The organism is Catenulispora yoronensis (assembly GCF_039531695.1).
Classification (GTDB): domain Bacteria; phylum Actinomycetota; class Actinomycetes; order Streptomycetales; family Catenulisporaceae; genus Catenulispora; species Catenulispora yoronensis.
Genome location: NZ_BAAAQN010000115.1, coordinates 1 through 12,251, shown reverse-complemented (window position 1 = coordinate 12,251; position 12,251 = coordinate 1). Strand labels below are relative to the sequence as shown.

10 protein-coding genes and 1 pseudogene are annotated in these 12,251 nt (G+C 70.5%); 4 read left to right on the top strand and 7 right to left on the bottom strand.

What is annotated here, in order from left to right:
* From ABD481_RS45770 to ABD481_RS45760, 3 genes are all read right to left on the bottom strand, one after another.
* Nucleotides 1-472 (bottom strand): ABC transporter ATP-binding protein (locus tag ABD481_RS45770; RefSeq protein WP_344672228.1); only part of this gene is annotated, 472 nt, incomplete at its 3' end.
* 118 nt (nt 473-590) lie between these two features.
* Nucleotides 591-1,922, bottom strand: coding sequence for a sensor histidine kinase (locus tag ABD481_RS45765; protein WP_344672227.1), 1,332 nt, complete (start codon nt 1,920-1,922; stop codon nt 591-593).
* Nucleotides 1,923-1,948: 26 nt separating this feature from the next.
* Entirely contained in the window at nt 1,949-2,605 is a 657-nt protein-coding gene (locus ABD481_RS45760; RefSeq protein ID WP_344672226.1) for a response regulator transcription factor, read from the bottom strand.
* 134 nt (nt 2,606-2,739) lie between these two features.
* Here ABD481_RS45760 and ABD481_RS45755 point away from each other — a divergent pair, with 134 nt between their 5' ends.
* The 3 genes and pseudogenes from ABD481_RS45755 to ABD481_RS45745 all read left to right on the top strand — a co-directional run bounded on the left by ABD481_RS45755 (nt 2,740) and on the right by ABD481_RS45745 (nt 5,331).
* Nucleotides 2,740-3,258, top strand: a complete 519-nt coding sequence (locus ABD481_RS45755; protein ID WP_344672225.1) for a D-alanyl-D-alanine carboxypeptidase family protein — start codon at nt 2,740-2,742, stop codon at nt 3,256-3,258.
* A 343-nt stretch (nt 3,259-3,601) separates the two neighbouring features.
* A pseudogene (locus tag ABD481_RS45750) lies at nt 3,602-4,663 on the top strand (glycosyltransferase); the annotation flags it as partial.
* Between the two features lie 134 nt (nt 4,664-4,797).
* Nucleotides 4,798-5,331 carry an LOG family protein gene (locus ABD481_RS45745; RefSeq protein WP_344672224.1) on the top strand — a complete coding sequence of 178 codons (534 nt, stop codon included), beginning with the start codon at nt 4,798-4,800 and terminating at the stop codon, nt 5,329-5,331.
* 35 nt (nt 5,332-5,366) lie between these two features.
* Here the strand turns inward: ABD481_RS45745 and ABD481_RS45740 are convergent, their stop codons facing one another.
* Entirely contained in the window at nt 5,367-5,915 is a 549-nt protein-coding gene (locus ABD481_RS45740; RefSeq protein WP_344672223.1) for a GNAT family N-acetyltransferase, read from the bottom strand.
* A gap of 520 nt (nt 5,916-6,435) precedes the next feature.
* On the opposite strand from ABD481_RS45740, the gene ABD481_RS45735 reads away from it, so the two are divergent.
* A complete protein-coding gene (locus tag ABD481_RS45735; protein ID WP_344672222.1) occupies nt 6,436-8,466 on the top strand; it encodes a DUF7927 domain-containing protein in 2,031 nt (676 codons plus the stop codon).
* Between the two features lie 79 nt (nt 8,467-8,545).
* On the opposite strand, the gene ABD481_RS45730 is transcribed toward ABD481_RS45735, so the two are convergent.
* From ABD481_RS45730 to ABD481_RS45720, 3 genes are all read right to left on the bottom strand, one after another.
* Nucleotides 8,546-9,157: a hypothetical protein gene (locus tag ABD481_RS45730; protein WP_344672221.1), complete on the bottom strand. Its 612-nt coding sequence runs from the start codon at nt 9,155-9,157 to the stop codon at nt 8,546-8,548.
* A gap of 149 nt (nt 9,158-9,306) precedes the next feature.
* Nucleotides 9,307-9,705: a peptidoglycan-binding domain-containing protein gene (locus ABD481_RS45725; RefSeq protein WP_344672220.1), complete on the bottom strand. Its 399-nt coding sequence runs from the start codon at nt 9,703-9,705 to the stop codon at nt 9,307-9,309.
* A 385-nt stretch (nt 9,706-10,090) separates the two neighbouring features.
* On the bottom strand, nt 10,091-12,251 hold a 2,161-nt coding region (locus tag ABD481_RS45720; protein ID WP_344672219.1), incomplete at its 5' end, for a DEAD/DEAH box helicase.

The window sequence follows — 12,251 nt, the reverse complement described above, 5'->3', positions numbered from 1 at the left end:
GGAAGACCTTCGGCTCGCGGACGATCGCGCGGCCCATCGCGACGCGCTGACGCTGGCCGCCGGACAGTGCCTTGGGCTTGCGGCCCAGGTATTCGGTCAGCTCCAGGAGCTTGGCCGCCTCCTCCACGCGCCTGGCGATCGTGGCCTTGTCGATCTTGGCGATTTTCAGGGCGAAGCCCATGTTCTCGGCGACGGTCATGTGCGGGTAGAGGGCGTAGTTCTGGAACACCATCGCGATGTCGCGGTCTTTGGGCGGCAGGTTGGTGACTTCCCGCTCGCCGATGTAGATGCCGCCGCTGGAGACTTCTTCCAGGCCGGCGAGCATGCGCAGCGCGGTGGACTTGCCGGAACCCGAGGGTCCGACCAGCACCAGGAACTCCCCGTCCGGTATGTCCAAGTTCAGCTTGTCCACGGCGGGCGAATCGGCGCCCGGGTAGAAACAGGTAGCATCCTGATACACAACACCAGCCACGGTGCACGTCCTTTCCAACGAGCCTGCCCGTAACGGTACGCGGGGATCGTTCTCTGTTCAGCTCCGGCCCGTGGGACCCGGCCGCCCCACCGTTCGCATCCTCACCATGCCGCTCCCCTCACCACCCTGGCAACCACACCGTGACCGCCAGCCCGCCCTCCGGCTGCGGCACCGCCTGCAGGCTCCCGCCGTGCGACCGCACGACCGCGCGCACGATCGACAACCCCAGCCCGCTGCCGTGCGCCGACCCGACCCGGTCCGTCAGCCGCCGGAACGGCTCGAACAGCAGCGGCACCTCGTGCGCGCCGATCACCGGCCCGGTGTTCGCCACCGTCAGGCTCGCCGCGCCGTTCGGCGTCCGCCCGGTCCGCACCAGCACCGTGCCGCCGTCGACGTTGTAGCGCACCGCGTTGTCGACCAGGTTCCGCACCACGTGCTCCAGCAGCACCGGGTCGCCGCGGGTCCCGGCCGGCTCCAGATCGTCCGACATCCGCACCCGGCGCCGGACCGCCTCGGCCCGGGCCACGGTCAGCATGGCGTCCATCGCCACCAGCTCGGCCAGGTCCACGGGCACGTGCAGGGCCGGCGCCTGCTCGGCGCGGGCCAGCATCAGCAGCGCGTCGATCAGCCGCTCGTGCCGGGTGCCGACCTCCAGCAGGTTCTCGCCCAGCCGCAGCACCGCGTCCGGCGCCCCGGGGCGGTTCATCGCCACCTCGACCAGCGTCCGGTTGATCACCAGCGGTGTCTTCAGCTCGTGCGCCGCGTTCGAGATGAAGCGGTCCTGCCCGGTGAAGGCGTCGTCGAGGCGGTCCAGCATCGCGTCCAGGCCGGTGGTCAGCCGCCGGATCTCGCGCGGCCCGCGCAGATGCCCCACGCGGACGTTCATCCGGCTGCCGGTGACCGTGTCCACGACCTCGGCCAGCTGCTCCAGCGGCCGGACCACCAGCCCCGCGACGAACCATCCGCCGGCCGCCGCGACGCCGCCCAGGCCCAGCAGGAACGTGCCGCCGCCGATCAGCACGATCCGGCGCAGCTGCAACAGCATCGAGTAGGTGTCGTAGCCGAGGAACAGGTTCGCCGCCACGGCGGTCCCCGCCACGAGCAGCCCGAAGAACAACGCCGCGAACGCCGCCGCGAGCCGGACGCGCAGGCTCGGGGCCAGGCTCAGATCGGCCGAGATCGGGGCCGGGGCCGGGGTCGAGGTCGGGGCCAAAGCCGGGGTCGAGGTCGGGGCGCCGCCGGGCCCCGAATACCGATGGCCCGGCTGGACCCGGTCGCCGAGCCACGGCTGCGGCTGGCGCGCGTTCACCGTCGGCCCGCCCAGGTGCGGCCCGTTCATCGTCGGCCCGCTTGGCCCGCTCGGCCCGTTGGGCCCGTTCAGCCCGTTCATGGTCGGTCCGTTCGCTGTCGGCCCGCTCACCGTCGGCTCGTTCGCTGTCGGCCCGCTCATGGCCGGTCCGTTCATCGTCGGCCCGCTCATCGGATCACGTATCCGACCCCGGTCAACGTCTCGATCACGGCCGGCTCCCCGAGCTTGCGCCGCAGTGATCGGATCGTCACCCGCACGATGGTCGTGAACGGATCGATGTTCTCGTCCCAGGCCCGCTCCAGCAGCTCCTCGGCCGAGACCGGCGCGCCCTGCGCCCGCAGCAGCTCCTCCAGCACCGCGAACTCGTTGCGGGCCAGCACCACGTGCCGCCCGTCCCGCGTGACCTGGCGGTACCGCGGCTCCAGGCGGATGCCCGCCCGCTCCAGCACCGGCGCCACGGCCGGCCGGGACCGGCGCCCCAGCGCCCGGATCCGCGCCACCAGCTCCGCGAACGCGAACGGCTTGGCCAGGTAGTCGTCGGCGCCCAGGCTGAGGCCGTCCACGCGCTCGGCCAGCGTGGTGGACACCGTCAGCATCAGCACCCGCTCCCCGCCGTCGCCCTCGACGATCCGGCGGCACACCTCGTCGCCGTGCACCACCGGCAGGTCGCGGTCCAGCACGACCACGTCGTAGGAGTTCACAGCCAGCCGTTCCAGCGCCGCGGCCCCGTCGCCCACGACGTCGACCGCGAAGGTCTCCTGCCGCAGCCCCTCGGCGATCGCGTCGCCGAGCATCACCTCGTCCTCGACCACCAGAACGCGCACCGGTCAGCTCTCCTTGCCCTCGTTCGCGCAACCGGAACACCCGTCCGCCCCACGAGCCTGCCATATCCGATGTGAGCGGCAGGTGAGCGATATCGATCACCCTACATTCACATCCGCCCTGGTGATCTGGCTGCATGAGACGCATCATGGCCGTCGCGCTGACCGCCGGGGCGGCGGTCGCCGCCACCGGTACCGCCGCCTGGACGCTGCACGACCGCATCGCCGAGCAGACCGAGCTGTCCTGCGACAACACCGACCACGCCACCTCCGAGGACGACGCCTGGGCCGTCTCGGGCCTGACGCCCCCGACCCGGGCCGCGTTGACCGCGGCCCAGGCCGCGGCGGCCCGGGTCGGCGTGACGCTCACGGTCAACTCCGGCTACCGCTCCGACGCCTATCAGCAGCGCGTGTACGACTGCTGGGTCAAGCAGACGGGATCGGTGCGGGAGGCCCGGCTGCACGCCTTGCCGCCCAACGAGTCGGCGCATGTGCAGGGGATCGCCCTCGACATAGCGCCGCCGAGCTCCGCCGAATGGCTCGCCCGGACCCACGGCGGCTACGGGCTGTGCCGGCGCTACGCCAACGAGCCCTGGCACTTCGAGTATCAGGTTTCTTACAAAAAGGGCTGCCCGGCGCTGCTGAGCCATCCGTGACTGGGCGCGAGATCCGCTCGCCCGGCCCGAAAACGGCTCGCCGGGCGCGAAATCCGGTCGCCGGCCCCGATCCGGCCCGGTACCGTCGAACCCGTTGTGCCCGCCGGGTGCGCAGGCGAAGGATACTTCGGTCTCCCAAACCGGAGGCCCGGGTTCGAATCCCGGCGGCTGTTCGCGGCTGTGGTGTAGTGGCCTAGCATTCTTCGTGCCTTCACCGATTCGATCTCCGGCGGGCGCAATGCTGGATCTTACTGATCAATATCCGTCATCGGGTGCGTGATCGGGCCTCCCGGTCTTCCCCTGGCCTGGAAAAACAGTACCCTGACGGTCACTTCCCTCCCCGATGCCCGGAGCCCAAGTGACCGTGCCCGCAGACCATCCCCGCCTGGCTCTCGTCGTCACCGGCGACATCACCAATCCCGGCGGCGTCGAATCCTCTACTCAGCGCATCGCTCGCTCGCTCTCCCGCCACACCCCGTTCGCCGTCGACCTGATCATGCTCCGCCCCGACCTCGGTCGGAGCTATGACCAGGACTTCTACGCCGATCCGGACGCCCCCGCCGCCATCCACCACGGCGTCCGCCGCTACGAACTGCGCGCGCTCAGCACCTCCGCGTTCCCCGCCGAGCGCGCCTTCCACGCCCACCTCGGCCTCGTGGACCTCCTCCGCCGCAACCGCTACCACCTCGTCCACGGCCTCTACGCCTCCACCGCCGGCTTCCACGCCACCTACGCGGCCCTCGAAGTCGGCATCCCGGCCGTCGTCGGCCTTCGCGGCAACGACATCCACGCCGATGTCTTCCACAGCAGCCGCTTCGCGCATCTCCGCTGGGCGCTGGAACACGCCACGTCCGTCACCGCCGTCAGCTCCGAGGCGCTGCGCCGCGCCGACCTCCTCACCGGGTGCGGACCGCGCGGGCGGGTCATCCTCAACAGCATCGACCCCGCCGCCTACCTGCCGGGCACCATCCGCCACTCCGAGGGCTCGCCGGTGATCGGCTCGCTCGCCAAGTTCCGGGGCAAGAAGGCCGCGCAGACGCTCATCGCCGCCTTCGCCCGCCTGGCCGAGGACCATCCGCGCGCCCGCCTGGTGCTGGTCGGCGGGATCGGGGGCGACGCGCAGTCGGACGTGCTCGACGCCGTCACGGCCTCCGACCTGGGCAGCCGCGTGGTGCTCACCGGGCCGATCGACCGTACCGAGGCGGTGGCGCACATCCGCGGCATGGACGTGTTCGTGCACGCCGCGATCCACGACGGCAGCCCGAACGCGGTCCTGGAGGCCATGCTCGCCGGCACCCCGGTGGTCGCGACGGCGGTCGGGGCCATCCCCGAGATGGTCGTCGACGGCCGCGAGGCGGTGCTGGTCTCCCCGGCCGGCTCCCCGTCGGCGCTGTATGAGGGCATCGTCGCGGCCCTCGTCGCCGACCGCGCCGCGCTGACGTCAGCGGCCACCGAGGCGCTGCGGACCAGGTTCGCTCCGGAGCGCGAGATCACAGAGTTAGTCGAGGTGTACGAAGCGTGCACAGGTACGGTGAAGCCATGCGTATCTGCGTCTTCCTCTCCGCCGCCGATCTCGACGAGCGCTACACCGTCCCCGCCCGGGATCTCGCCGAACGGATCGGCAAAGGCGGCCACACCCTGGTCTGGGGAGGATCGGACGTCGGCCTGATGAAGGTGGTCGCCGACGGCGTCCATGACTCCGGCGGCAAGCTGTGCGGCGTGTCGGTCGGGTTCCTGTCCGACAAGGCGCGCCCGCACGCGGACGAGATGTACGTCGCCGCGGACCTCGCGGAGCGGAAGAAGCTGCTGCTGGAGAAGGCCGACGCGGTCGTCATCCTGGTCGGCGGCACCGGAACGCTCGACGAGGCGACCGAGATCCTGGAGCTGAAGAAGCACGGGCACACCGACAAGCCGGTCGTCCTTCTCAACTCCGCCGGGTTCTACGACGGCCTGAAGGAGCAGTTCCGCCGGATGGAGGCCGAGGGCTTCCTGCCGCTGCCGCTGAACGACCTGGTGCGCATCGTCGACGAGCCCGGTGAGGCGATGGCGTACCTGGAGTCGACAGAGGGCTGATACCCGTCCGCCGGTATCCGCCTGCTGACACCCGTCTACCCCGGTCCGTCGTGGTCGCTGGTCGTCCACGGGGACCGGGGGAACGTGGCGCCGTCCATCAGATCACGCCGATACCGGCTCCCGGTCTGCCCGCCGAGCTCGCTCGGGTCGGCCGGTCCCGCCCCGACGAAACCCGCGTTCATCAGCACTTTCCGGGACGCGGGGTTGTCCTGCGCGACTGCCGCCCGCAGCATCCGCAGCCCATGCCGCTCCGGGGCCACCCGGCACAGCTCCCGCACCGCCGCCGTCGCCACGCCCCGACCGCCGGCCCGCTCCGCGACCCGGTATCCCAGCACCGCACCGCCGTCCTCGATGTCGATGAGGTTGAAGCGGCCGAGCACTGCTCCGTCCTCGTCGACGAGCACGTAGAAAGCGCAGACGCCGGCGTACTGCTCGATCAGGCGCGCACGGAAGCCGTCGTCGAAGTGCTCGAAGTAGTGGTCCCCGCGATCAGTGATCGTGGCGGCGAAGTACGCCCGGTTCTCCAGCTCGAACGCCAGAACCGCCGGAGCGTCGTCGGCGTGCAGAAGTCTCAGCGTGGGCATCGCCCGACTGTACCGAGGGGCCGGTGGCTGGGCGACGGGAGTCTTGCTTTAGCGGATCATATGGGTCCTGCCGTGCTCCGCCGCACTCTGCTACGCCAAGCCAGTGACCCGCCGGAGTGTCGGCCCTTGCTCACCAGGCTCCGGCCCACCGTCCGCCTAGCGTGCTGATCACCTGCGTCCGCGGACGTCGGCGGGCCGCCCGGTCCACCGTCCCGGACGCGCACTGGCGGTCGACGCGCGGCCGACGGCGGACGGAAGGGATCAGGTGGCGATGGGGCTCCGGCTCAGGACGCGGAAGGCGTGGTGGTCAGCCGCCGTTGTGTGTCTGGCGGCCACGGCGCAGCTCATGTCGTCGGCTTCGGCGGTGACCGCGCCGCCGCTGCCGACGTCGCTTGCGGCCCCGCATCCGGCTGTTCCTGCGAGTCTGCTCTCGACCGCGCATCCGACGGCACACTCGGCAGTGCACTCGACGGCACACCCGGCAGCGGTGCACTTGACTGCGCATCCGGCGGCGGTGCACTTGACTGCGCATCCGGCGGCGGTGCACCTGACTGCGCACCCGGCGGCGGTGCACCCGATTGCGCATGCGGCGCCGCGGGCCGTGCCTCGACCCCGCCCGCGAGCGCCCCTGGGCTCCGTCCTCCTCGACGAGACCTTCACCGGCTCCTCCGTCCCGGACCCAGGCTTCATCCCCCTCAACACTGCCTGCCTCACCGGCGCCAGTTCCTCGCCCCCGCCCGGCGAGTCCACCCTCGGCCCGTGCTCCCTTCCCGAGCAGACCACGCCGCCGGTTCCCACCCCGGGCGTCGTCCCCGGCTACCTCCAGCTCACCGACAACGCGAACTACCACGTCGGCAGCGTCCTCTACAACCGCCCGCTGCCCGGCAACGGCGGCCTCCAGGTGGTGTTCCAGCAGTACCAGTACGGCGGCAACGGCGCCGACGGCATCGGCTTCTTCCTCGTCGACGGCGCCACCAACCTCACCATGGCCGGCGCCGACGGCGGCTCGCTCGGCTACGCGCAGCGCAACCTGACGCCCGGCGTCGACGGCGGCTACCTGGGTCTGGGCCTGGACGCCTACGGCAACTTCGTCAACGACGCCGAGCAGCGCGGCCTGAACTGCCCGGCCGACCACCAGTCCCCGGTGCCGATGGCCAGCCAGGTCCCGGACTCGGTGACGCTGCGCGGACCCGGCCAGGGTATCGACGGGTACTGCTTCCTGGCCTCCACTATCGCGCCGGACGCCTCCCAGCCCTCCGGTTTTCGCAGCACCCTGCCGGGCAGCCTGCGCGCCGCGGGCACGGACCCGACGCCGTCGGAGCGGACGGTGCGCATCACCGTGAGCCCGGACCCGCTGCCGATGATCACCGCCGAGATCGACTTCGAGGACGGCAACGGCTACCAGCCGGTGTTCAGCCACCGCATGGACACCCAGGCGCCGCCGACCTACAAGTTCGGGTTCTCCTCCTCCACCGGCGGTCTGATCGACACCCACCTGATCCGCAACGTCACCGTCAGCTCGGTCAACGACCTGAACCACCTGAACCTGGTCAAGACCGTCGTCGACCCGGGCGTCGTGGTCGCGAGCAGCTCCGACGACATGCAGACCTACCGGGGCCGCACCTACCAGGCCGGCGACACGGTGACCTACCAGTTCCTGGTCACCAACACCGGCAACACGACGCTGTCGAACGTGGCCGTCCACGACCCCTCGGTCACGAACATCAGCTGCCCGAGAACCACCCTCGGCCCGGCCGGTTCGCCCACCTCCTCGATGGTGTGCACCGGCACGCACGTCCTGACCGTCGACGACTGCCTGAACGACACCTACACCAACACCGCGAACGCCGACGGCCTGGGCCCCGACGACACGGTGGTGCCGTCGAACCCCTCCTCGGCCCAGGTGCCGGTGGTGAAGCTGACCGCGCATCTGCTGCTGAACAAGACCGCGACGCCCACCGCCGCGCTGCCCGGGGACAACGTGGGCTACACCCTGACGGTCACCAACCAGAGCGCGTTCGCGCTGACCAGGGCCCGGGCCAGCGACGATTTGACCGCCGTGCTCGACGACGCCACCTATAACGGCGACGTCACCGCCTCGTCCGGCACGGCGATCGTCAATGGCAGCACTTTGACGTGGGTGGGGCCGTTGGACGTGGGTGCCTCGGCCACGATCACGTATTCGGTGACGGTTCATGGCACCCAGACCGGGAACGCGGAGCTGCGCAATGGCGTGACGTCCACGGTCCCCGGCGCGATCTGTGCACCGCCGGCAGCGTCGGCGCTGCCGTGCGTGGTGGTGGTGCCGGTCACGTATCCGCCGCCGCCCACCCCGTCGCCCACGCCGACCACGACGCCGGTGACGCCGACCAGCGTCCCGACGACGCCCAGGCCGACTGCTCCCTCGACGACTCCGCACGGGAAGCTGCCGTCCACTGGTACTTACAACGTCGGGGTGCTCGTGTTGCTGGCGGCCGGATGCGTCGCGTGCGGCACGCTGCTGGTGGCGGCGCGGCGGCGGGCGATGGCTGGACGGGGACGGCATATGTAGTGGGCTGATTTGCCTGTAGGTGGAGAGGCCGCACGCCGCTGGCCGCCGGATGGTGATCCGGCGGCCAGCGGCGTTTTACTCAGTACTCCAGCACGAACGACTCACCGGATCGCTTGAACCCGATCCGGTCGTAGTACGGCGCGACTTCTCCGGGCGGAGTCAGAACCTTGCGGAACCCCTGGTCGGTGAACAGCCGACTGGACCGGTAGACGAACTCCCCGGGTGTGAAGTCCCGATACGGCTTGGTCACGTAGTCCAGCTCGACCTGGGCCGTGTCCGCGTCCAATGCCCGGACCAGCACCACCCCGACCAGCGCGTCGCCGGTCATGACGAGATACGCGAAGCGGTCCGGGCCGGTCTCCCGGCGGAAGCCGGGGTTGAAGGCGCGGATGTCGTCGCCGTGGACGCGCAGCACGTGGTCCAGGAACGTGTCGTCGTCCCGGACCGGGACCACCTGATACGTCCGCTCGTCATGCCGGGTCGCGAGCAGCCGGCAGAGGAAGTACCCGTTGATCCCGGCCAGCACCACGTTCAGCCCGACCTGCGGCCAGACCCCCAGCGCCCAGTTGAACACGATCAGCACCAGGCAGCCGAGCAGGTTGAAGGCCCGGAAGCGGACCTGGCTGGCCTGCAACAACGACCAGACCAGCACTGCGGCCGCGGCCCATCCGACGAAGTCGAGCCAACTCACGATTTCCGTCCTTCCACGTCCCCGGCGTCGGCGTCGGCGTCGGCGTCGGCGTCGGCGTCAGCGTCGGTATTCAGCATCCTGAACGTGGCGAATGTAGTCGATCAGCTGGCGGAACAGCGCGTCGCCACCCGTACGGCGGCGGCCGGCGTCTAGGAAAGCGGCAGGTACGACGGGCACGACAGCGAGTCGAAGCCCCAGGGGCTGACCGACGGGCTGCCGCCGTGGCGGGTGTCCCACCAGATCGCCCACATCAGCGCGTTGGCGGTCTTCGGGCCGACGATGCCGTCCTGGCTCAGGCCGTTGATGCCCTGGAACTGCTTGACCGCGGACTGGGTCAGGGGGCCGAACTTCGCGTCCTGCACGACGAACAGGTCGCCGTTGTCGGTCGCGTCCAGGCCGACCTGCACGCACCAGACGCCCGGGCCGCTGGACCCGATCGCGAGGTAGGAGGTCGCGTTGGCGGCGCCGGCCTGGGCCACCGAGGCGGTCAGGGCGGCCGCCACCGCGCCGATGGCCAGGCCGACGCGTCCCCGCTTGCCGAACTTCATTCCGTGCTCCTTCGGTCGTTGCTGTCTTCCGGTTCTGATGATCGGAGCCTGCGATAACCGATCGGAAACGGGTTGCCAACCGATAGGCAATCGGCGGCCAATTGCGGGGTAATGGTGAGCGTCCGGCGGCGGAAGTAATGGCCCCACGTCCCTGCTCCGCTCCCTGTCTGTTCCCAGTCCCCTCCGCACCGCTGACCACAGGCCGCGACCCCCGCTCCCCACGCTCCCGATAGACCTCCACCTCCACCAGCGACCAGCCGGGCCCACGGATGGATATCGATCAGTGTTGATCGGGGTCGGTTTCTGGATGTTTTGAGATGTTTGAGCCGTTCGAGCTGCTTGAGCTGTTTGCGACTTTGAGGGTTTTGGGCTGCGGCTGCGAGTTTTAGCGGAGTCCGATCCGCTTCTTCTCGCCGGCCATGAGATCCCGCGCCAGCGCGGCTTCCCCACCGGTCGCGAGCTCCCCGTCGATCGCCGAAGCGGACGAGTCCGCGACGACGCTGCGCCGCGCGTACCGGTCGAACAGCTGTGCCTTCGCCCCGAGCCGGGCGAGCAGCGCGTCGTCGACACTGTCCTTGGCCACCAGCCGGTAGACCTGCACCACGCGGGTCTGGCCCATGCGGTGCGCCCGCGCGATGGCCTGGTCCTCGGTCGACGGCTTGAACTGCGGCTCGCACAGGATCACCACCGAGGCCGCCTGCACGTTCAGGCCGGTGCCGCCGGCGTCGATCTGGGACAGCAGCACCGCGTGCCCGTCGACGCGGCTGAACTGGTCGACGAGGTCCAGGCGCGTCGCCGGCGTGCTGTCGCCGGTGATCTGGCCGACGACGCGTTCGCCGAGCAGCTGCTCGACCGTCGCCAGCACCTCGCGGAAGTAGGAGAAGATCAGCACCTTGAGGCCGGTGTCCTGGGCCTCGTCGACGATCTCCACCAGGCGCTGGGCCTTCGCCGCCGCCGCGCCGGCCCGATAGGCGGCCTGGCGGACGTACATGATGTGGCCGGCGAGGACCGCCTCGGTGTAGGCCTGCCGGTCGGCGTCGGTGAACTCGACCCACTCGTCGACCGCGACCAGCTCCGGCAGCTCCTTCAGGACGTCCTTCTGGTTGCGGCGCAGATAGGCCGGGGCGGCGATGCGGCGGAACGCCGTCGGGTCGTCGGACTCGTCGCTGCGGTCCAGGGCGTCGGAGAGGTCGGGGCGCAGATAGCCGATGAGCTCGGTGAACTCCGCGACGCGGTTCTCGATCGGCGTGCCGGACAGCAGGATCGTGTGCTCGGAGCGCTTGATCAGGGTTCTGACGTTCTTGGCACGCGCGGTGTCCGGGTTCTTGATGAAGTGCGCCTCGTCGACCACGACCATGCCGAGCATGCGGGCCGGGATCGCGAGCACCCGGAGCGTCTCGAAGGTGGTGATCGCGACGCCGCCCTTGCGTCCCCAACCGGCCAGCGACTTCTCGCGCTCGGCACCGTGCAGCCGCCACGTGGTCAGGGAGCTGAGTTTCGCGATCTCCCGCTCCCAGTTGGCCATGACGCTGGCCGGGCACACCACGAAGAAGTGGCGGCGCTCGTTCGCGGCCAGGTGGGCCATGGCGGCGATGGCCTGCACGGTCTTGCCCAGGCCCATCTCGTCGCCGAGGACCACGGCCTTCTGGGCGAGCGCGTAGCGGGCGCCGAAGTGCTGGTAGCGGCGCAGGGTCGCGGTCAGCAGCGTGGTGTCGAGGGGCTGGCCCTCCACGGCCTTGACGACGTCGGGCGGTAGCTCGACGTCGCGGCTGCCGCCCCCGGTGGTGGCCTCGACGTCCTCGCCGACCACCGCGTCGAGGGCGGAGTAGTAGGCGGCGGAGCGTTCGTTGAAGTCGCGCCAGATGGTGGCGATCGGCGGGAGCGAGATCTCCGCGACGGCGGTGCGGGCGCGGCGGAGGTCTTCGAGGAACGCTTGCTTTTTGGGGTCCTGGAGGAGGTCGGTCAGGGTATTGAGAGCCTCGGCCGCCTCGGCCTTGCGTTGTTTGCCGGTGAGGATCCAGCGCAGACGGCCGCGGAGAGGGTTGGCGCTGGAGCGGAGACGGCCGCTGTTGTCGCGGTACTGCTCGGCGCGGGCGCGGAGCGGGCCGACGAGGCGCTCGATGCGGTCGTAGTCGTAGAGGGCGCTGACCAGCTTGTCGCTGAGACCGGGTTCGAGACGGATGCTGGAGTCGTTGTCGACGTCACCCCGGAGCTGGACGGCGGCGCGGTGGAGCTTCACGGCCGTCTCGTGGCTGATGCCCTTGGCCCGGGACAGGTCGGCGGCGGAGGCGTTGAGCACTTCGGTCGCGGAGGTGAAGCCGGCGCGCTGGAGGGCGGTGAGGGGGAAGCGGGCACCGTAGGGGTCGCGGAGGCGCTCGACGGGGAGCTGGGCGAAGCGGCCTTGGCGGGCTGCTTCGATGGCGGCTTGGTATTCGGCGATGACGAGGGCGCGGGCTTTGGTGGTTGCTTCGAGGAGTTCTTCGCATTCGCGGGCGAAGTCTTTGGTGGAGCGGAGGGTTTTGCGGGATTCGCGGCCGGGGTGGGGG